Origin of the sequence: Exiguobacterium sp. SH0S1, from assembly GCF_004337165.1 — a bacterium.
Lineage (GTDB): Bacteria > Bacillota > Bacilli > Exiguobacteriales > Exiguobacteriaceae > Exiguobacterium > Exiguobacterium aurantiacum_A.
In genome coordinates, this window is the sequence record NZ_SJVC01000001.1 from 23150 (window position 1) to 44200 (window position 21051).

Genomic DNA, 21051 nt, shown 5'->3' on the forward strand with positions numbered 1-21051 from the left:
GGATGAGGAAGGCGTTCATCACGATCATCGGCCGAGAGGAGGGGGAGACATGCTGAAGGGCTACAAATACAGGCTCCACCCGACGTCGGAACAGGCCGATTTCCTGGTCAGGACGATCGGCTGTGCCCGGTTCATCTACAACAAGCTGCTCGAGGACCGCATCGCCATCCACGAGGAGGCGAAGGCTGGGACCGGCCCGAAGCGAAAACTGCCGACACCGGCCTCGTACAAGCCCCTGTTCCCGTTCCTGTGTGAGGCGGACAGCCTCGCGCTCGCGAACGCGAAGCTTCACCTCGACGCGGCGTTCGCGAAGTTCTTCGCCGGGACGGCCGGCTTTCCGGTGTTCAAGTCGAGACGGAAATCGCGCGCCTCCTACACGACGAACAACCAGCACGGCACGATCCGCATCGAGGGGGACCGGGTCCGGCTCCCGAAGGTCGGGTTCATCCGGTTCACACAGCACCGAATCTTCGACGGGGCCATCCGGTCGGCGACCGTGTCGATGACGAAGACGGGCAAATTCTTCGTGTCGCTCCTCGTCGAGCAGGCCGACGAGCCCTGGGTCCCGGCCGAGCACAAAATCGGGATCGACCTCGGCCTCGGGCACTTCGCCGTCATGACGAACGACGCGCTCGTGACGGAGAAGGTCCCGAACCCGCGCAAGGCCGAGGAACGGCTGAGACGGGCGCAGCGCTCGCTCTCCCGCAAGAAGCCCGGCAGCCGGAACCGCGAGAAGGCGCGTCTCGTCCTCGCGAAGAAACATGAGAAGGTACGGAACCGCCGGCACGACTTCCTCCACAAGCTGTCTAGACGCATCGTCGACGAGAACCAAGTCGTCGTCGTCGAGACGCTGAAGCCGAGGGAGATGATGCGGGTCCGCCGCCTGGCAAAATCGATCGGGGACGCCGGATGGGGCGAGTTCGTCCGCCAGCTGGAATATAAGGCGAGATTCTATGGACGGACACTCATCAAGGCCGACCCGTGGTTCGCCTCGACCCAGGTCTGTTCGGCCTGCGGCGAAAACGGCGGCAAGAAGGACCTGCACGTCCGCGAGTGGACATGCGCCGCTTGCGGCACACACCACGACCGCGACGTCAACGCGAGCCTCAACCTGTTGCGCCTCGCGGACTGAAACACCCCAGGGCAGGGACTGCCCGACGAGCTTGGTCCACAACCGTGGCTGGTCAAAGCACGGTCTTCCCAAGAAGCTCCCACTTCAAGTTGCGAAGCAAACAAGTGGTGAGTAGTTCACTGCGCTTTATTTAACTAGGTGCAGTGATCGAACACAAAAAGCACCGACTGTGGATCAGTCGGTGCTTTGGTTATGACTTGATTCCAAATTTCTCTTCGAGGTAGATGGCAATCCCGTCATCCATGTTCGAAGCGGTCACTTCGTTGGCGACGACTTTGAGCTGGCTGATGGCGTTGCCCATCGCGACGCCCGTGCCGACGTAGTCGAGCATTTCGAGGTCGTTCTCTTCATCGCCGAAAGCGATGATGTTCTCACGGCTAATGTTCAAGTGCTTCGATACTTCGCGAAGGCCGAGCGCCTTCGATGTATTTTGGCTCATGACTTCGATCATATGCTCGGGCATGCGCCATTGACGGTTCAAGACGGCTTCAGCGTGCACTTTGTTCAAGCTGGCCCGGACGTTGTCGACGTGTTCTTTCGTCGCGTGGATCAAAAGCGACGTCGGCTCGTCTTGCAAGTGCTTGAGCAAGTCACCAGACGTGACGCTGAGTGCCCGTTCGGCGTAAGGACCGTAAAATTCTTGCGGATCTTTATGGAAATAGACGTGGTCGGTCACTTCGACGACGATGTTGTGTGCTTTCGTCTCCGATACTTCTTCGATGATGTCGTGTGCTGTTTTAAGTGGGATCGGACGGTGTGTGACCGCGTAGGACGTATCTTTCGGGTGATGGACGAGCGCTCCGTTGAAATTGATCAAAGGCGTCGTCAAGCCGAGTTGTTCATAATACATGATCGAGTGGCGATGGGGCCGTCCTGTTGCGATCATGACTTCATGGCCGGCATCACGAGCCGCTTGAAGAGCGCGGATGTTCCGTTCGCTGATCGTCTTGTCATCTCGTAACAACGTACCGTCTAAATCGACTGCGATTAAATAACGTGACATAAGTCATCCTCTTTTCTACATTGTGTACTATTTCTCTGACCGTACCATATTTCACGTTTCGACGGAAAGAATATACAATCGAGGTCGCATATTGTACGGCAACAATGATATACTATTGCCGTATGGAATTTTATGAATCATCTGTGAGATGGAGGGGACTTTCGATGCGTTACTTAGTCACAGTGTTCTGGGCGATCTTGCTTTCGAATACAGCAGTCTTTATCATTTCAGCTGTCGATGGCGTGACGTTCAATGCGGTGCTCGCAACAGCCTTTGGCGTGGTCATCACAATCTTTATCGCGCTCTTGGATACACTTAACCAAGACATGGGAATCAACGACGTCGCCCAAGAAAAGTAAGACGTCCACAACCAAACTGGCTCATATCCGAGTCAGTTCTTTTTATACACATTTAGGAGGGATCGACCATGAAAAACAGTGCCAAACGCGCCAACTTCATTACGTTCGCCATCATCGGTGCCATCATCGTGATCGGGATCGCGCTCTTATTCTTCTTGAATAATGCGAATGAAGAGACCGGCGTCAACGCCGTGTCAGCGAACGAGCTCGAACAGAAAATTGACGAAGAAGAAGAGGTCGTCGTCTATTTCTGGCAGACGGGTTGCGAATATTGTGAGCAAGTCAAACCGTATGTCGAACCACTCATCGAAGAGTATGACGCGGTCTCAATCAACTTGGCCGATCATGACGTCTGGACGACTTATGGCATTAACGGAACACCAACGATGATTCGTTTTAAAGACGGTCAAGAAACGGGTCGTGTCGAAGGGGCCGTCTCGGAACAACAATACGAAACGTTCTTTAAAAACGAGGAGGCCGCACAGTGATCAAAAGCCGCTTGTATCAGACGTTGTTTGAATTGAATGCGACACCGTTCATCGCCAAGCGGCTCCGTCAGTTCGCCGAGTCGAAGGCGAGCCGCGCGTTCATCCCGTCGTTCGCAAAAACGTATCAAATCGATATCGCTGAAGCGGCAGAGCCAATAGCCGCCTATCCGAGTCTGCACGCCTTTTTCACGCGCCACTTGAAAGACGGGGCGCGCCCGATCGATGCAAACACGGACACGGTCGTATCACCGTGCGACGGACAACTGTCGATCGTGTCCGCCATAACAGACGAGAGTCGGTTTGAAGTGAAGGGGCAGTCGTATACGCTCGCCGAGATGCTCGGTTCACAGTCAGAGGCGAGACGGTATGCCGGCGGGACGGTTTGCGTGCTCTACTTGAGCCCGCGTGACTACCACCGTGTCCATGTCCCGCTCACGGGCCGAGTGCTCAGCCATTACGAGCTCGGCGACCGTTCGGCGCCGGTGAATGAACTCGGTTTGACGGAGACGGTCCGCCCGTTGTCACGTAACTATCGCCGTGTCACACGCTTTGAGAGCGTGGCCGGACGTTACGAGCACATCATGGTCGGCGCTTTGAACGTCAATACAATCGAATGGACCCATGACGGCGAACGTGTCGATAAAGGGGCCGAGGTCGGTTACTTCTCGTTCGGCTCGACCGTCATCCTCTGTTTTGAGAAAGATCGTGTCGTCATCGACCCGGCGAAAATTGGTCCGGTCCGGCTCGGTGAAGTCATCGGTTCGATTCAATCGAACGCTTGACTGGTAAGTGAATAGACAACAATTTTCTGGCCGGTCAAACGAGACACTAGTCGTTTGGCCGGTTTTCGTATAACATAGAAGGGATATCAATACTTGTATAAGCTGTTGAATCGCTTTAGCTAATTGGAGGAATACAAACGTGTTTAATCGACTTTATCCGAAACAGTTCGTCGCGTCAGTATTTGACATCGACCTTGAAGACTTGAAAGACCGTGGTGTCCGCGTCATTTTGACGGACCTTGATAATACACTCGTGGCCTGGGACGTCCCGCACGCACCTGAGCTTCTTTTGCTATGGCTCGAGAAAGTGAAATCACATGGACTCGATGTCATCGTCGTCTCGAATAATAACGAGAACCGCGTGCGCACGTTTACGGAACCGCTCGGTCTTCATTATGTGGCGCGTGCGAAAAAACCGTTGCCGTCTGGGTTCAAGCAAGCACTTGCCAAGTACGGCTATTCAACCAAAGAAGCGATTTTCTTAGGCGATCAAATCTTCACCGACGTGCTCGGCGCCAATATGGCAGGCATTCACGTCGTTCACGTGCAGCCTGTCGTCAAGACGGACGGTCTCGTCACGAAGTTCAATCGCATGCTGGAGAAAGTCGTATTCGCGCATATGAAGCGTCGCGGGAAGTACGTGTTGATCACGAAAAAAGTGGAGGAAATCGCAGTCGATGCGAAGCGGGCCAAAGTGGCCGTCGCTGAAAAGATCGGCGAGGCGATGCACTCACGTTCAGAAGATTCACATAAAAAAGATAAATAAGGGCCTCGAACGCATAGGAAGAAGGAGGCTGTCTTGTACGGCGCGTAAGACGTCGGAATTAACGCTTCAGGAGTAGCGGCGAGGCGCTACGAAGAATGAAGAAGAGGAAACTTAAAGGACAGCACATACGAATATGGAAGAAACGAAACGTTATTGCGCCGGTTGCGGCGTTCTCATTCAAACAGAAGACCCGACAGCAGTCGGTTATGCACCAAAATCGGCACTGGATCGCGAGATCGTCATTTGCCAACGCTGCTTCAAATTGAAGCATTACAACCAGATCCAAGACGTCGAATTGACGGACGATGACTTCTTGCGCATCTTGAACGGGATCAGCGCCAAAGAAGCGCTCGTCATCAAAATCGTCGATATTTTTGATTTCAACGGAAGCTGGCTCCCGGGACTTCAACGTTCGGTCGGATCGAACGATGTCTTGTTAGTCGGGAACAAAGTCGATCTACTGCCGAAGTCGGTCAACCCGAACCGTATGGCGAACTGGATGAAGACCGAGGCGAAAGAACTTGGCTTGACGCCGGTCGATGTCCATTTGATCAGCGCTAAAAAAGGTCACGGCATCGACGAACTAGCAGAGAAGATCGAGTACTATCGCAAAGGGAAAGACGTCTACGTCGTCGGTTGTACGAATGTCGGGAAATCGACACTCATCAACCAAATCATCAAGCGCTTCGGTGCTGAAGATGAAGCGATTATCACCGTCAGTCATTTCCCGGGAACGACGCTCGACTTGATCGACGTCCCGCTCGACGATGATGCGAACCTGTACGATACGCCAGGGATCATCAACCGCCATCAAATGGCGCATTACGTCGACGCGCGCGATTTGAAGACGATCACACCTAAAAAAGAGATCAAGCCGCACGTGTTCCAATTGAACCCGCAGCAAACACTCTTCTTTGGTGGTCTGGCTCGTCTCGATTATCTGGAAGGCAATAAACGTTCATTCGTCGTCTACATGTCGAACGAGTTGAAGACACACCGGACGAAGCTCGACAAAGCAGATGAGCTTTATGAAAACCATATCGGCAAAATGCTTAACCCGCCGAACGAGAAGACGTTGCAATTGTTGCCGCCGCTCGTGCGTCATGAATTTAGTCTCCGTGACGGCGTCAAGACGGATATCGTCTTTAGCGGACTCGGTTGGGTCGCCATCCACGGAAAAGGTGGACGGATTGCCGCTTGGGCACCAAAAGGAGTCGTCGTCACATTACGCGAGGCGCTCGTATGAGACTGGCCGTCATCGGTCACCCAATCGCTCATTCGCTCTCTCCCTCCCTGCACGAGCAGTGGCTGAGAGCGTCTGGGCTTTTCGGGCGGTATGACGCGCTCGACGTTACAGCGGACGAGCTCGCCCCGTTGTTTCAGGCGATGCGGGACGGGGACTATGACGGGTTCAACGTCACGATCCCGTACAAGGAAGCGGTCATCCCGTTGTTAGACGACTTGGAGGACTCAGCCAAGTCGGCCGGTGCCGTCAACACCGTCTATAAGCGGGACGGACGTTTGATCGGCGCGAACACGGACGGCGTCGGTCTTGTGACCGCACTCGACCCGTACACCGACTGGTCTGGTCGTGTGCTCGTCATCGGGGCGGGTGGAGCGGCCCGCGGGATCATCAGCGCGTTGCCGACCCGAAACGTCACGGTCACGAACCGGACGATCGACCGGGCCGAGCGTCTCGCGAAGACGTTCGGCATCGAGTCACAACCGCTCGGTGATGTCGACGTCGCCCGCTACGACGTCATCATCCAAACGACATCGGTCGGCATGGATGGAGTACAATCCCCGCTTCCGTTAAATGGATTACGACAAAACACCGTCATTTGTGATATCATATATCGTCCACTCGTCACACCGTTTTTAAGCGACGCCACAATCCGAGGCGGTAAAACCGTGAACGGGACTGCCATGTTCGTCGGGCAGGGAGCGTTGGCGTTCGAACGCTGGACAGGTGTGAAACCGGATCAAATTGTCGGAATGAAGTTAATTGAAAGCTTATTGGAGGAATAAAAATAATGTTATCAGGTAAACAAAAGCGATTTTTACGCGCCGAGGCACACAACCTCTCGGCCATCTACCAAGTCGGAAAAAACGGCGTCAGTGAAGCGATGTGCAAAGACATCGGCGATGCGCTCGAAAAGCGTGAACTGTTAAAAGTCCAAGTTCTTCAAAACTGTCTCGACACGCCGAAAGACGTGGCTGGAGAGTTGGCTGAAGGAACGAAGGCAGAAGTCGTTCAAGTCATTGGGAAAGTCATCGTCTTGTACAAACAGGCGAAAGAGAAAGAGAATCGCCAAATCAAGCTTCCATGAGTCGCATCGGGCTGATGGGGGGCACGTTCGACCCGCCTCATCTCGGTCATCTGTTGATCGCCGAGCAGGCGAGAGAACAACTCGAGCTCGACGAGGTCTGGTTCTTACCGGCAGCGATCCCGCCCCATAAGGCCGGGTTCAGCCGGGCGGACGACCGGATCGAGATGACGCGGCGGGCCATCTCCGGTCACCCGGATTTTAAGCTCAACTTGATCGAGTTCGAACGAGCTGAACCGTCATACACGGTCGAGACGATGAAACGGTTGCGGGAACAGTATCCAGCTGACACGTTCTTCTTCTTGATCGGGGCCGATTCACTCGACGCGCTCGAGAAGTGGCACGACTATGAGACGCTGACTACGCTCGTCACGTTCGGTGCGGTCGCCCGGCCCGGGAGCCGCTACCGAATCCCGAGCCGAGCTGACGTCCGTACGATCGACATGCCGCAGCTTGAGATCTCGTCGACCGACATTCGGGAACGTGCGAAACGGAACAAGTCGATCACGTATCTCGTCCCATGTGAAGTCGAAACTTATATCAAGGAGCACGATTTGTATGACGTATGAACAGGCACAGGCATTGATTGAACGAACGTTGCCTGAGAAACGGTACATCCATACGCTCGGTGTCGTCGAGACGGCAGAACGTCTCGCCCGAACGTACGGAGAAGACGTAGACCAGGCCCGGCTCGCGGCAATGTTGCACGATTATGCGAAGTACCATGACCGTGACGAGATGCGTCAAATCGTCTTAGACGAGCATCTCGACCCGTTGTTGCTCGAGTTTGATGACGAACTGCTTCATGCGCCGGTCGGAGCGGTCTTGTTAGACCGCGCCTACGACCTCGACGCTGAAGTCATATCGGCCATCAAAAACCACACGACCGGCGAACCCGGCATGTCGCGCCTCGATCAAATTTTATTTGTCGCGGATGCGATTGAACCGAATCGTCGGTATCCCGGTGTCGACGTGTTGCGCGATTTGGCAGACGTTTCACTTGAAGCGGCCGTCGTCGCGACACTGCGCCATACGATTAACTATTTATTGAAGAAGTCGGTGCGGATTTTCCCGCAGACGATTACGACATATAACTATTATTTGAACACACCTTAGGAGGGTCTATATGACTGTAAAAGAAGAACTTGAATTGATTGTAAAAGCTGTTGACGATAAACGTGGGGAAGACATCGTCGTCCTCGACATGGAAGGTATCTCACCGATCGCCGATTATTTCGTCATTTGCCACGGTAACTCTGAGAAGCAAGTCGAAGCGATCGCACGTGAAATCAAAGACGTGGCGGGCGAGAATGATTTGCCGCTTAAAAAATTCGAAGGCATGGACTCGGCACGTTGGGTGCTCGCTGACCTCGAAAACGTCGTCGTCCACATCTTCCACCGTGACGACCGTGACTACTACAACCTCGAAAAATTATGGGCTGACGCGCCGCACGTCGACGTGGAAGTCGGCTAATGACGTACGAAGGGTTCGCCTACGTATACGATGAGTTGATGAAAGATGCCCCGTACGCGGATTGGGTCGCGTTCGTGCGGCGCCACGTCGCGGACGGTGCATCGCTTGCCGACGTCGGATGCGGGACGGGCTCAGCGACGATTCGGCTGGCCGAGCATTACGACACGATCGGTCTCGACTTATCTGAGTCAATGCTCGAAGTCGCCCAAGAGAAAGCGCTTGAAGCGGGCGTCACGCTGCCGCTCTGGCAACAAGACATGCGTGAGCTCGAACTGCCGGCTCCGGTCGATGCCGTGACGATCCTTTGTGACTCGCTTTGCTACCTTGCAGACGAGGCCGACGTCGTCGACACGTTCGAGGCGGTATATGAGCAACTGAAGCCGGGCGGGACGTTCATCTTTGACGTCCATTCACCGAACAAGATGGAGACGCTCTTCAACCAGAAGACGTACGCGTCGAACGGGGAAGACTGTTCTTACATCTGGTTCGCTGACCCGGGCGAGAAGCCGCTCTCGGTCATCCACGATTTGACGTTTTTCGTCGCGCTCGAGGATGGCACGTACGAACGCGTCGAAGAGACGCACGAGCAGCGGACGTATGAGCCAGGGCAGTATATGCAATGGCTCATCGGTGCCGGCTTCCACGTGAAATCGGTCACGGCCGACTTCACGGATCAAGCTCCGGGCCGAAACGCCGAACGAATTTTCTTCGTCGCCCAGAAATAAACGAGACCCCATCGCGAGAAGCGATGGGGTCTTTGTCATATGGAAAAATGTATGTACTTGTTCGATGAGACGCGGAAATGGGAATAAGTCCGTAGAGACATTTTACAGAAAGAAGGCACGTATCATGAAGCTGACACGAGGACGACTGTTAGAATTCGGATTCGTCTTGTTCATGGGGATTATTCTCATCACGTCCATCATTCAAGGAGCGTGGTTTAACGCGAGTGTCGCCGGGGCGGGGATCGTCTCGGGACTGATTCCGTTCATGTTGGAGAAAATATTTAAAACCGAGTTCGATGCCAAGATGAAAATCGCCTATATTATTTTCCTGTTCGCCTCGCAATATTTGGGTTCGATCGTCGGATTATACAGCAATGGATGGTGGGACACGTTTTTGCACGTGTTGAGCGGGATATTTTTGGCGTTTCTTGGTTTTGACTTCTTTAGTCGTCTCGATGAAGACACACGGCTCGAGATGCCGAAGCGCTTTCTCTTCGTTTACATCGTCGTCTTCTCGATGGCGGGCGCGGCGTTATGGGAGATGTATGAGTTCACGTCAGACATTGTGTTGCAGACGACGATGCAAGGGAACGGGAACGATGACACGATGGTTGATATAATTGCCGGATCGCTCGGAGGGATCATCGCTGCCTTATTGGTGACAGAAATCCATCGGAAAGAGCAGATTAAAAAGAAGAATGGAACCACCTAAAAATAATAGCGCTTACAAAACGCTCGAGACGTCTCGAGCGTTTTATTTGTAATAATTATTATCTTTTAATATTATTAATTTAGTAATAATGATTATTAAGAGGAGGCAACAATATGGATCAACATCGTCATCTAACTACTAACCAAGGCGTCCCAATCGGGGACAACGCCAACTCCATCACAGCCGGCCGCCGCGGCCCAACGCTTCTCGAAGATTATCAGCTAATTGAGAAACTCGCCCACTTTGACCGTGAGCGCGTGCCGGAGCGGGTCGTTCATGCCCGTGGTGCCGGAGCACACGGTGTCTTCAAAGTTAAAAATAGCATGAAACGATATACGAAAGCCAAATTCTTGCAAGAAGTTGGCCAAGAAACACCAATTTTTGCCCGCTTCTCGACGGTCATCCACGGTCTCGGTTCACCGGAGACGCTTCGTGACCCGCGTGGATTCTCAGTCAAGTTCTACACCGAAGAAGGGAACTATGACTTCGTCGGAAACAACTTGCCGGTCTTCTTCATCCGTGATGCGATCAAGTTCCCAGACGTGATCCACTCGCTCAAACCGGACCCACGGACGAACCTTCAAGACCCGGACCGTTTCTTCGACTTCATGTCGCTCACACCGGAATCGACGAGCATGCTCGTTCACTTGTTCAGTGATGAAGGCATCCCGGCGTCGTACCGTCACATGCGCGGTTCATCGGTCCATTCGTTCAAATGGGTAAACGAATTTGGGAACACGGTGTACATAAAGCTCCGTTGGGTTCCGAAGCAAGGCATCAAAAACTTATCGATGGACGAAGCGGCCAAAGTGCAAGCGGAAGACTTCAACCATGCGACGCGCGACTTGTTCAACTCAATCGAAGAAGGCGACTTCCCGGAGTGGGACCTTTACGTCCAAATCCTCGACCCGGCCGACATGGACAACTTCGACTTCGACCCGCTTGATGCGACGAAAGACTGGTTCGAAGACGTCATCCCGTACCAACTCGTCGGTACGATGACGCTCAATAAAAACGTCGACAACTACTTTGCGGAGACGGAATCGGTCGGTTTCAACCCGGGTGTGCTCGTCCCTGGTATTCAACCATCTGAAGACAAGATGCTCCAAGGTCGCTTGTTCTCGTACTCGGATACGCAACGCTACCGGATTGGGGCGAACTATCTCCAACTCCCGATCAACTGCCCGTTCGCGCAAGTAGCGAACAACCAACGTGACGGCGCGATGCCGTTCAAACAACAGACGAGCCCGGTCAACTACGAGCCGAACCGTTATGAGGACACACCGAAACCGGATGCGGCTTATATCGAAACCGAGCAACCGATTTCAGGAGTAACGGGTCGTCAGAAAATCGAGAAGACGAACGACTTCGGGCAAGCGGGTGAAGTGTACCGCCGCTACTCGCAAGACGAGAAAGATGGTCTCGTACGTAACTTGGTCGCCCACATTAAAGAAGTCCGTCATGAGAAGACGGTCCTTCTCTTGATCTGCAACTTCTATCGTGCTGACCGTGACCTCGGGGAACGCCTCTCGAAAGAATTGAACGTCGATATCACGCCGTTCTTGAGTCAAGTGACGGAATAAATCATCAGCAACAGAGATACCTAACCGTATCTCTGTTTTTTTGTTTACCGTGGATACTCTACGAAGTGCAAACGTGAGTGAAAGCCTCCAAAATTGTCGGGAGTCTTCCCGTATGCCAAGATAAGAAAAAAGGGGGAAGCTGCATGAATCAAATCATCGAAACATTACTGAACCACCGCTCCGTCCGCTCGTTCACGGACGAGACGCTGACCGACGAACAGATCCGTCTCATCGTTGAGAGTGCTCAGCGCGCTTCGACGTCGAGCTTCATCCAGGCGTATTCGATAATCGGCGTGACCGACCCGGAGAAGAAGGCGCGCCTCGCCGAGATTGCCGGCAATCAGCAGTACGTCGTCGACAACGGTCATTTCTTCGTCTTTTGTGCTGACCTTTACCGGCACGAACTGATCGGGCAACTGCAAGAAGCCGCCGTCAACCCGACGCTCGAGACCGATGAGAAACTGCTCGTTGCCGTCATCGACGCCACGCTCGCGTCACAGAACGCCGTCGTCGCCGCCGAATCGATGGGGTTGGGCATTTGTTACATAGGCGGGGTCCGCAACGATATGTCGGCGGTCAAAGAGTTGCTCGGTTTGCCGGAGCGGGTGTTGCCGCTGTTCGGGCTCGCGGTCGGTGTCCCGGCGCACGTCGAGGATCAAAAACCGCGGCTCCCGCTCGAGCATATCTATCATGAGAACACGTACGACGCTGATCCGATTCAACTGAAGCAAGAGCTCACAGCTTACGACCAGACGATTCACGACTACTATGCGGCACGTGGATCGAACCAACGCAGCGATACATGGACCGGACAGATGGGACGGATGTTGTCGAAGCCGACTCGGCTCGATGTGAAAGACTTCTTGAAGACGCAAGGCTATTTGAAGCAATGAAAAAACCGCCGGCTTGAACTACCCCATTAAAAGTTGGATTTTCATGTCCAACTTTTTTGGTTCAGTTCAACTGGCGGTTTTTAGTTGGTTTTGGTATCGAGCCACGCTTTATCGATCGCACCGAACTGTTTGGCGACGATGACACCATTTTCATCGAGCACATACGTCGTCGGCATCGCTTGGATCCGGTAGGCGTTCCCGACGGCACCGTCCTCATCGTAGACGACTTGGAACGCGTCTTCATAAGGCGCGACGAACGACCGCGCCTCGTCGACGTCACGTTCACTCGTCGTCGTGTTGACGGCAACGATCGTCACATCATCTTGCTCGCGGGCAAACTTGGCCATGTCTGGCATCTCGGCCCGGCACGGCGGGCACCAAGACGCCCAAAAGTTGACGACGACACGCTCTCCACGTAAGTCTTCTAAGTTAAGCGTCGTCCCGTCCGTTCGTTTCAATTCAAAATTAGGCGGAACTTGACCGATGTTCAGTCCTGCCGCTTGAGACGAGTCGGCAACGAGCGTGGGTGTCTCGTCCGGTAAGCTCGCGTTGATGATCGCGAGCGCGACGAGGACACCGAGACCGGATTGGACGATGCGGCGTGACGGTTTGGCGACGTACCCGGCGAGTCCGACTAAAGCTGCGAACGGGATGAGCCACAGTAGATTCACCGTTGAGGTCGCATACGTGCTCACGAGCCAGATAGCAAACGCACCGACCGTCGTCCATAGCAAGGCACCGACCGATGGCGAGCGCATCCAGCGCCACGTCACAACGATTAAGCCTGCGATGAGTAGGGCAGTGTACAGATGGAGCGGTTGAGCGGTCGCGATAAACGGGAGCGTTCCGTACTTCGGCACGACGATCGTCACACCGAACCATAAAAGTAGGGCTGAAAATAGCCAATAGCCCCGAAGCCCGGGAGCAAGCCGGAAGACGAAAAATCCGATCGTTGCAATGGCGACGAGGATCGACCAGATACCGCCCGTCGCGTACAGCGATAGCGCCAAACTACCGGTCGAGGCGAGGCCGATGATGATGGCGCTCAGTTTCCAGGCGAGAAACCCGGCGAACCACGTCCCGAGGACGGCGTCGCGGTCTTTTTCCGTTAAGCCGATTTTTTTGAAGCCGATATAGAGACCGAGCAGACTGACCATGAAGACGAGCAGGTCGAGTCGGACGTTCAGTGGACCGATTGTAATCACGATATCCCTCCTAGAGAAAAAGCGCCCAAACGAGTGGGCGCTTTCTTTATTTTTAGTATAGCATTAGCCGATTTGTTCTGCGTTGAGGACGGTCTTCATCGCGGCATAGCCACCAAGGATGTTTTGAATATCCTTGTAGCCGAGCGATTGAAGGACGCTCGCGGCCATACGTGAACGGACGCCTGACGCACAGTGGACGGCGATCGTCTTATCTGTCGGCAGACCATCATGGTCACGCATGAGTTTACCGAGCAAGATGCGCTCTGCGTTATCATAGTGGCTCGCAGTCCATTCTGTCGCGTTGCGGACATCGAGGACGAACACGTCGTTCTTCTCAGCTGATTCAATCGCTTGTTCAGCCGTCACGTCCGTGTACGTTTCCGTCAACAGTTCTTGACCGAGCTCTTCGATAGGGACGATGAAGCGGAGGCGGTCAAGACCGATCGATTGAAGGTCTGTCTGCACTTCTTCGACGTCTTCCGCACTCGCGATGAGCGTGATGTCTTTGTCGAAGTTCACGAGCCAGCCGGCCCATGAGACGAATTTCGTATTGTAAGGGATGTTGATCGTCCCAGGGATGTGGCCTTGGGCGAAATCTTCGCCTCTACGTGTGTCGACAACTTGTGTCGCTTCGACGAGTGTGTCGAGACGGTCCGTGCCGACGACTTCCGGACGAGCGATCTCGTTCGTCACTTGGATGCCTTCTTTGTTCACTTTTTTCATCATCGCGAAGTAGTTCGGCGGTTCTGGTTGGTCTGTCGTCAACTCTTTGATGAATGCGTCTTTGTCCGTCATTTGGAGCGCCCAGTTCGTCGCTTTCTCATAACCGACCGTTGACGTTGGGATCGCGCCAAGCGCTTTCCCGCAAGCGCTGCCGGCACCATGGCCAGGCCAGACTTGAACGAAGTCAGGGAGAGCCTTGAACTTGTTAAGCGAGTGGAACATTTGCTCGGCACCGATGGCCGTCGTTCCTTTCACGCCGGCCGCTTCTTCGAGCAGGTCAGGGCGTCCGATATCGCCGACGAAGACGAAGTCGCCTGTGAAAATACCCATCGGTTGCGTTTGGTTGCGGTCATAGAGCAAGAACGAGATGTGTTCCGGTGTGTGGCCTGGTGTGTGCATGACTTCGAGCGTGACGTTACCGACTTTGAACGTGTCGCCGTCTTTGACGAGTTTCGAGTCGATGTCTTTCGCGAACGCATATTTCCATGACGCGTCACCTTCATCTGACAAGTAGGCTGTCGAGCCAGTGCGTTTCGCAAGTTCGAGCGAACCTGAGACGAAGTCGGCGTGGATGTGTGTCTCAGCCGTCGCGACGATCGTCATGCCTTCTTTTTCAGCTTCTTGCAAGTACGGTGTGATGTTGCGAGCCGGGTCGATGACAACCGCTTCGCCGGTCATTTGGCAACCGACCATGTAAGATGCCTGTGCTAATTTTTGATCATAGAAATAACGTAATAACATATGATATACCCCCTAGAATAGTTGACTGTAAACGTTAGTTGTTGTGCTGCTTTATATTAAGAAGTGATTAAACCGTTTCGCCTGTCCAGCTCAGCATGCCGCCGTCGACGTTGATGACGTCAAAGCCGAGTGAGTCGAGGTAAGCTGACGCGTTCATGCTGCGTCCGCCTGCCGCACAGATGACATGAATCGGTTTCGTGCGGTCGAGCTCATCGACTTTCGCACTGAAGTCAGACAACGGTACGTTTTTCGCTTGTTTGATGTGTCCGCCTGCAAATTCATCCGTTTCACGAACGTCGATCAAGTTAAGCGTTTCATCCGTGCTTAGCAATGTTTCTAATTCAGTCGTCGTAATCGTCTTCATGTGGTATTAATCCCCTTTTCTAATCAAGTTAAGTTTAAAGTGAGTAACTTTCGTTGTTTTTAATATACCCCCTAAGGTATACTCAATGCAAGGAAAAGAATTGGAGGTCAAAAATTGCGTAAATTAACGATCATCTTATCGATTTTAGTGATTGTGACTGTCGGAATCGTAGTTTTCACTTCGAAAGAGGATGGAATCACCCAAATCGACGTCGAAACACTACAAAACAGATTGGAAAACGAAGAAATAACCTTGTTGGACGTCCGTGAACTAGATGAATACGAGGGGGGGCATATCGAAGGAGCGGTGAACGCACCACTTTCTTCATTAAATGAAACCGAATTACCTTATGCGAAAGATGAACCGATCTATATCATTTGCCGCAGTGGCAATCGAAGCGCCCAGGCGGCCGAGTTGTTGCAGGATCGAGGTTATACGGAAATTTATGACGTCTCAGGCGGTATGATCGCTTGGGAACAGAAATAAAACTTACTTATCTAATAGGGTAGGAAACTGGAGGAGCTAGTATGGAGTTAGAGTTTATCATCACAATCTTTTTGATCGGCTTTATCGGATCATTCATCTCAGGGATGGTCGGGATCGGCGGGTCAATCATCAAATATCCGATGTTGTTGTACATTCCGCCGCTTCTTGGCTTCGCGGCGTTCAGCGCGCACGAAGTATCTGGGATCAGCGCGATTCAAGTGTTCTTCGCGACGATCGGTGGGATTTATGCGTATCGTAAAGGCGGCTATTTGAATAAACAACTCATCCTGTATATGGGTGTCGCCGTCTTGATTGGAAGTTTCATCGGGGGCTACGGCTCGACGCTGTTGTCGGAGAACTTGATCAACGTCGTCTATGCGGTCCTCGCGACGATTGCGACGATCATGATGTTCTTGCCGAAAGCGAACGTCGAAGACTTGCCGCTCGACCAAGTCACGTTCAATAAACTGATCGCGGCCAGTTCGGCGTTTATCGTCGGGATCGCAGCCGGGATCGTCGGAGCGGCCGGAGCGTTCATCTTGATGCCAATCATGCTCGTCGTGCTCCGTATCCCGACGAAGATGGCGATCGCGAGTTCGCTTGCGATCACGTTCATCTCATCGATCGGGTCGACAGCAGGTAAGATCATCACCGACCAAATCGTCTGGGAACCGGCCTTCGTCATGATTATCGCGAGTTTGATTGCGGCACCGATCGGGGCGAACATCGGGAAAAACATGAAGACAAAGTCGCTCCAGATGATTTTGGCGTTGCTCATTTTAGCGAGTACGGTCAAGATCTGGATGGACATCATCGGCTAAATGAATCGTGTTTCAAAGGCTATCGAGTTCACTCGATAGCCTTTTTTAGATGAAGATTGCAATAAAATTGTTAAGTTTATGTAGCATTGTAAACGTCAAAAAGTTGAATTAAGTTCAAAAGAACGTTAAAATACTCTTTATACGTCTGTACGTTTGTTAGTCGACGCACTAACTTACCATATGAAAATGACCTAAGGAGTGTTTGAATGAATCACACGAATCAATCGAAAGGGAAATTAGAGCGGTTCCGTCACGCAGCAAGCGACTCGTTCCGGACGCATCGCCTGTTTTGGATGTTTACGATCCTGTTATGGACGAAGTCACTGATTGCGTATCAGTTCTTCTTTAACATGCCACCTGAGAACGCGGTCCAAGCGTTCATTCTGTTCATCAACCCGTTAAGTTTCACGTTGTTCTTGTTTGCCTTTAGTTTCTTCTTCGGAGGCAATAAACGGAAGTGGGCGCTATACGGTCTTTACACGGTGTCCTCGCTCATCTTGTTTGCGGATACGACCTACTACCGTGAGTTCACGGACTTCTTGACTGTGCCGTTATTGTTCCAATCGTCGAACCTAGAGACGTTATCGTCGTCATTCCTGTCGTTGCTTGAATGGAAAGACTTGCTTCTGTTAGGAGATCTCGTCGTGCTTCCGTTCTTGCTCTGGAAACTAAAAGAAACAGGCAAAGCGTCACAACGCCGCGTGTTGCTCACGTTCGGTGCAGCTGCCGCCGTGTTCGGCTTTAACCTTGTCCTCGCAGAGACGGAGCGCCCAGAACTGTTGACGCGTTCGTTCGACCGTGAACTGCTTGTTAAAAACTTAGGGACGTTCAACTTCCACGTCTATGACGCGATGCTTCAAACGAAGACATCGGCGCAAAAAGCGCTCGCGGACGGTTCTGAACTCGATGAAGTCGAGAACTACACGCGTCAGAACTATGCGGCGCCGGACCCGGACATGTTCGGGAAGTATAAAGGCAAGAACGTCATCGCCATCTCGCTCGAATCGACACAGAGCTTTACGCACAATATGAAAGCTTCGAACGGCGAGTACATCACGCCGAACTTGAACAAGTTGATCGACGAGTCTCACTTCTGGCCGAACTATTACCATACGACCGGTCAAGGGAAGACGTCGGACTCTGAGTTCGCGCTCGACAACTCGCTGTACGGATTGTCGCGTGGCGGCGTCTACTTCACGAACGCCGACAACGAATATGATGCGCTTCCTGGTGTCATCAAAGAAGACAACTACTATTCGGCGGTGTTCCACGCCAACAACAAATCGTTCTGGAACCGCGACCAGATGTATCAAAACATCGGAGTCGATGAGTTCTTTGATGAGAAGAGCTACGATTTAGGCGACCCGGCCAACATGACGGAATGGGGTCTCCTCGACGATGAGTTCTTCTTACAGTCGGTACCGATGCTTGAAGAACTGCCGGAACCTTACTTCGCGAAGTTCATCACGCTGACGAACCATTTCCCGTTCACGATGCCGAGTGCGGACCATGAACTCGTTCCGAAATTCGAGACGAACTCGACAACGCTCAATAACTTCCCGCAAGCGCTCGCATATCAAGACTATGCCCTCGGGTTGTTCATTGATGAGTTGAAAAAGAACGGGACATGGGACGATACGATCTTCGTCGTTTACGGTGACCATAACGGCATCTCGACGAACCATAACGCTGCCATGGCCGATTTGCTCGGAAAAGACGAGTTGACGCCATATGATGTGGCAAAACTTCAGTCAGTCCCGTTCGCGATTCACTTGCCTGGTCAAGACAAAGGTGAAGTCCACGAGACGGTCGGGAGCCACGTCGATATGAACCCGACGATTCAGCATTTGCTCGGGTTCGATACGTCTGATCAAATCGGGTTCGGGAACGACTTGTTCGCGCCCGAGCGCAACGATCGCGCCATCTTCCGTGACGGTACAATCGTGACAAGCGACTATTTGTTCACCCAGTCAACGTGTTATGACGCCGAGACAGGAGAAGTCGTCGATGACGCGAAAGTATGTACGCCACTTGAAGACGAGGCGAACAAAGTACTTGAGATGAACGATAAGATCATCTATTCGGACTTGCTCCGCTTTAAAGAAAATAACTAAACACGCGAGAGAAAAGATTTTAAAAATCTTTTCTCTCTTTTTTGTTGTCTGAAAAATAAATCGGCGGCAAAATCGAATCGACTATGGTGAAAATCTGGGTATGTGAGGTAAGCGGTTACATGGTTGGTGTAAAGGGGGATACGAAGTCGGAGCAGCGAGGGGACGTGACGAGAGAGAACGAAGTGTGTCGTTATATCCTTATAAAAATGAACGAATCCGCATGCGGACATCTAGGAAAAAGTTGAGGCTCATCGGTTGTCATCGTGCTCATTCTCGGGTAACATCTGAGTTGTTGTGAAGTTATGAACGAACTGTGAATACGGCTTCTATAATTTGATTAAGTTGATTTCTGTGAGAGTCAGAAATCAATTTAAAAATTTTTATAGAGAGGTGTGTTCATTTGGAAAAATTGAATACGGTAAAACAAGAATGGCTCGGGAATCCCCGTGCTGAAGTGATGGCAGGGATCGTTGTGGCCCTTGCACTCATTCCGGAGGCAATCGCCTTCTCACTGATCGCTGGATTAAATCCGATGGTAGGACTATATGCGTCCTTTATCATCGCGATGGTCATTTCGATTACAGGAGGACGCCCCGCGATGATTTCGGCCGCGACGGGCGCGATGGTACTCCTTGTCGTCGATCTCGTAAAAGATTATGGACTTCAGTACTTGCTCGCTGCAGGGATACTAGCTGGTATTATCCAGATCGTGCTTGGTTTTCTTGGTATAGCTCGTTTAATGAAGTTCATCCCGCGTGCGGTTATGGTCGGCTTCGTTAACGCCCTTGCCATTTTGATCTTCCAAGCCCAGCTTCCGCAATTTGGAGGCGAGACGTGGATCATGTGGGCCATCGTTGCAGCATCGCTTGCGATCATCCTTGTTTTCCCGCGCATCACGTCAGCAATCCCGGCGCCGCTTGTCGCCATCGTGGCGATGACGTTGCTCGTGTTCTTTATGGGACTTGAGACGAAAACGATCGGAGATATGGGGACGATCACGGCAACGCTGCCGATGTTCCTTTTGCCGGACCTCCCGCTCACACTCGAGACACTTATGATCATCTTGCCTTATTCGTTCTCGCTCGCCTTTGTCGGTTTGATTGAGTCGCTATTGACGGCTCAAATCGTCGATGACATGACGGGTACAGATTCGAATAAGAACCGTGAATCAAAAGGTCAAGGGATCGCCAACATCATCGCTGGTTTCTTCGGTGCGATGCCAGGATGTGCGATGATCGGACAATCGGTCATCAACGTCTCGTCTGGAGCACGGGGTCGCTTGTCGACGTTCTCGGCAGGACTTGCGCTCCTCATCATGATCATGACGATGAGTAACATTTTAATGCTGATTCCAGTCGGGGCACTCGTCGGTGTCATGTTCTTCGTTGCCTATGCGACGTTCGACTGGGGCTCACTCAAAACGCTCAAGACAGGTCAAAAGACCGATTCGCTCGTCATGGTCACGACGGTACTCGCGACCGTGCTCACGCACGACTTGTCGATCGGTGTCATCACCGGAATCGTGACGGCCGCCGTCATCTTCGCCGCGAAAATTTCGCGTGTTGAGCTGAAGCGCCACCAAGACGGACACCGTGCACATTATGAAGTGAACGGACAGCTGTTCTTCGCGTCTACGTCTGACTTTGTCAACCAGTTCGATGTCGAAGCAGATGTCGAAGCAGACGTGAAACAAGTCAGTATCGACTTCGCCAACACCCATCTTTGGGACGATTCGGCCATCGGGGCCATCGATAAGGTCGTCTTCAAATATCGGACGGTTGGAATCGAACCAAAACTGTTAAACTTAAACAAAGATTCAGAGAAGCTGTTGAACACGCTGGCGCTCCATCTTCGTCAACAAGATGCGAACGTCGGCCACTAAAAGGGGGAACTTACAATGAGTAAAATCTTTCTAGCGATTGATGGTTCAGATCATTCGATGCGTGCCACCCAAAAAGCGGTCGAACTCGCCAAAGTGACATCATCTTCAATCGATGTCGTCCATGTCGTGTCACCGAAAGAATCAAAAGAAAGCGCCCTTCAATCGACGGGTAAAATCGATCTTGAAGTGAGACGGAAACAACGTCTTCAAGTGTTTTTCGATGCGATCACCGAAGCGGGCGTTTCGTACGAGTATATCGAACTCCGCGGCGAACCTGACGTTGAACTCGTCAACTACGCCAACCATGAACCGTATGAATTCGTGGTCGTCGGCTCGCGCGGCCTCAATACGTTCCAAGAGTTCGTATTGGGCAGTGTCAGCCACAAGCTTGCTAAACGTTCGTTGTCACCTGTGATCATCGTTCGTTAACAGACAGCGCCACGAGACTTTCGTGGCGCTTTTGCTGTATAG

The 21051-nt window shown here is 52.4% G+C and carries 24 protein-coding genes; 20 read left to right on the forward strand and 4 right to left on the reverse strand.

Features of this window, described 5'->3' with window-relative positions; all coding sequences use genetic code 11:
• The first annotated feature begins 49 nt into the window (after window positions 1-49).
• Entirely contained in the window at window positions 50-1132 is a 1083-nt protein-coding gene (locus tag EVJ20_RS00105) for an RNA-guided endonuclease TnpB family protein (protein WP_131506763.1), read from the forward strand.
• Window positions 1133-1322: 190 nt separating this feature from the next.
• Here the strand turns inward: EVJ20_RS00105 and EVJ20_RS00110 are convergent, their stop codons facing one another.
• The gene (locus EVJ20_RS00110; RefSeq protein ID WP_070327821.1) at window positions 1323-2135 is read right to left on the reverse strand and encodes a Cof-type HAD-IIB family hydrolase; all 813 of its coding nucleotides are present in this window, start codon (window positions 2133-2135) and stop codon (window positions 1323-1325) included.
• Between the two features lie 164 nt (window positions 2136-2299).
• On the opposite strand from EVJ20_RS00110, the gene EVJ20_RS00115 reads away from it, so the two are divergent.
• The 14 genes from EVJ20_RS00115 to nfsA all read left to right on the forward strand — a co-directional run bounded on the left by EVJ20_RS00115 (window position 2300) and on the right by nfsA (window position 12244).
• Window positions 2300-2494, forward strand: coding sequence for a YjzD family protein (locus tag EVJ20_RS00115; protein WP_131506765.1), 195 nt, complete (start codon window positions 2300-2302; stop codon window positions 2492-2494).
• Window positions 2495-2562: 68 nt separating this feature from the next.
• On the forward strand, window positions 2563-2982 hold the full coding sequence (locus tag EVJ20_RS00120; RefSeq protein ID WP_071399264.1) for a thioredoxin family protein: 420 nt from the start codon (window positions 2563-2565) through the stop codon (window positions 2980-2982).
• On the forward strand, window positions 2979-3764 hold the full coding sequence (locus EVJ20_RS00125; protein ID WP_131506767.1) for a phosphatidylserine decarboxylase: 786 nt from the start codon (window positions 2979-2981) through the stop codon (window positions 3762-3764). The genes EVJ20_RS00120 and EVJ20_RS00125 overlap by 4 nt, the downstream gene beginning before the upstream one ends.
• A 139-nt stretch (window positions 3765-3903) precedes the next feature.
• Window positions 3904-4530 carry a YqeG family HAD IIIA-type phosphatase gene (locus EVJ20_RS00130; RefSeq protein ID WP_070327818.1) on the forward strand — a complete coding sequence of 209 codons (627 nt, stop codon included), beginning with the start codon at window positions 3904-3906 and terminating at the stop codon, window positions 4528-4530.
• Window positions 4531-4663: 133 nt separating this feature from the next.
• Window positions 4664-5776 (forward strand): ribosome biogenesis GTPase YqeH, encoded by a 1113-nt coding sequence (gene yqeH / locus EVJ20_RS00135; RefSeq protein WP_016508207.1) that lies wholly within the window; start codon window positions 4664-4666, stop codon window positions 5774-5776.
• Window positions 5773-6558: a shikimate dehydrogenase gene (gene aroE / locus EVJ20_RS00140; RefSeq protein ID WP_071399265.1), complete on the forward strand. Its 786-nt coding sequence runs from the start codon at window positions 5773-5775 to the stop codon at window positions 6556-6558. The genes yqeH and aroE overlap by 4 nt, the downstream gene beginning before the upstream one ends.
• Window positions 6559-6563: 5 nt before the next feature.
• Window positions 6564-6860, forward strand: a complete 297-nt coding sequence (yhbY, locus tag EVJ20_RS00145; RefSeq protein ID WP_016508126.1) for a ribosome assembly RNA-binding protein YhbY — start codon at window positions 6564-6566, stop codon at window positions 6858-6860.
• A complete protein-coding gene (locus EVJ20_RS00150) occupies window positions 6857-7426 on the forward strand; it encodes a nicotinate-nucleotide adenylyltransferase (protein WP_070327816.1) in 570 nt (189 codons plus the stop codon). Before yhbY ends, EVJ20_RS00150 begins: the two co-directional genes overlap by 4 nt.
• The gene (yqeK, locus tag EVJ20_RS00155; protein ID WP_070327815.1) at window positions 7416-7973 is read left to right on the forward strand and encodes a bis(5'-nucleosyl)-tetraphosphatase (symmetrical) YqeK; all 558 of its coding nucleotides are present in this window, start codon (window positions 7416-7418) and stop codon (window positions 7971-7973) included. The genes EVJ20_RS00150 and yqeK overlap by 11 nt, the downstream gene beginning before the upstream one ends.
• 10 nt (window positions 7974-7983) lie before the next feature.
• Window positions 7984-8331, forward strand: a complete 348-nt coding sequence (rsfS, locus tag EVJ20_RS00160; protein ID WP_070327814.1) for a ribosome silencing factor — start codon at window positions 7984-7986, stop codon at window positions 8329-8331.
• Window positions 8331-9056 (forward strand): class I SAM-dependent DNA methyltransferase, encoded by a 726-nt coding sequence (locus tag EVJ20_RS00165; RefSeq protein ID WP_131489947.1) that lies wholly within the window; start codon window positions 8331-8333, stop codon window positions 9054-9056. The genes rsfS and EVJ20_RS00165 overlap by 1 nt, the downstream gene beginning before the upstream one ends.
• 124 nt (window positions 9057-9180) lie before the next feature.
• Complete coding sequence (locus EVJ20_RS00170) at window positions 9181-9768, forward strand: hypothetical protein (RefSeq protein ID WP_131441066.1); 588 nt, start codon at window positions 9181-9183, stop codon at window positions 9766-9768.
• Between the two features lie 113 nt (window positions 9769-9881).
• On the forward strand, window positions 9882-11351 hold the full coding sequence (locus tag EVJ20_RS00175; protein ID WP_070327810.1) for a catalase: 1470 nt from the start codon (window positions 9882-9884) through the stop codon (window positions 11349-11351).
• A gap of 143 nt (window positions 11352-11494) precedes the next feature.
• A complete protein-coding gene (gene nfsA, locus EVJ20_RS00180; protein ID WP_071399271.1) occupies window positions 11495-12244 on the forward strand; it encodes an oxygen-insensitive NADPH nitroreductase in 750 nt (249 codons plus the stop codon).
• An 80-nt stretch (window positions 12245-12324) separates the two neighbouring features.
• Here nfsA and EVJ20_RS00185 read toward each other — a convergent pair whose 3' ends face one another.
• The 3 genes from EVJ20_RS00185 to EVJ20_RS00195 form a co-directional block, all read right to left on the reverse strand.
• Window positions 12325-13449 carry a TlpA family protein disulfide reductase gene (locus EVJ20_RS00185; protein WP_131506769.1) on the reverse strand — a complete coding sequence of 375 codons (1125 nt, stop codon included), beginning with the start codon at window positions 13447-13449 and terminating at the stop codon, window positions 12325-12327.
• Between the two features lie 63 nt (window positions 13450-13512).
• Window positions 13513-14913 (reverse strand): MBL fold metallo-hydrolase, encoded by a 1401-nt coding sequence (locus EVJ20_RS00190; protein ID WP_131506771.1) that lies wholly within the window; start codon window positions 14911-14913, stop codon window positions 13513-13515.
• A gap of 67 nt (window positions 14914-14980) precedes the next feature.
• On the reverse strand, window positions 14981-15277 hold the full coding sequence (locus EVJ20_RS00195; RefSeq protein ID WP_131506773.1) for a rhodanese-like domain-containing protein: 297 nt from the start codon (window positions 15275-15277) through the stop codon (window positions 14981-14983).
• Window positions 15278-15391: 114 nt separating this feature from the next.
• On the opposite strand from EVJ20_RS00195, the gene EVJ20_RS00200 reads away from it, so the two are divergent.
• The 5 genes from EVJ20_RS00200 (at window position 15392) to EVJ20_RS00220 (ending at window position 21009) form a co-directional block, all read left to right on the forward strand.
• A complete protein-coding gene (locus tag EVJ20_RS00200; protein WP_131465595.1) occupies window positions 15392-15763 on the forward strand; it encodes a rhodanese-like domain-containing protein in 372 nt (123 codons plus the stop codon).
• 41 nt (window positions 15764-15804) lie between these two features.
• A complete protein-coding gene (locus EVJ20_RS00205) occupies window positions 15805-16584 on the forward strand; it encodes a sulfite exporter TauE/SafE family protein (RefSeq protein ID WP_016508199.1) in 780 nt (259 codons plus the stop codon).
• Between the two features lie 206 nt (window positions 16585-16790).
• Window positions 16791-18698 (forward strand): LTA synthase family protein, encoded by a 1908-nt coding sequence (locus tag EVJ20_RS00210; RefSeq protein WP_131506775.1) that lies wholly within the window; start codon window positions 16791-16793, stop codon window positions 18696-18698.
• A 400-nt stretch (window positions 18699-19098) separates the two neighbouring features.
• Window positions 19099-20580, forward strand: coding sequence for a SulP family inorganic anion transporter (locus EVJ20_RS00215; RefSeq protein WP_131506777.1), 1482 nt, complete (start codon window positions 19099-19101; stop codon window positions 20578-20580).
• A 15-nt stretch (window positions 20581-20595) separates the two neighbouring features.
• Window positions 20596-21009, forward strand: a complete 414-nt coding sequence (locus EVJ20_RS00220; protein WP_070327803.1) for a universal stress protein — start codon at window positions 20596-20598, stop codon at window positions 21007-21009.
• Window positions 21010-21051 lie beyond the last annotated feature (42 nt).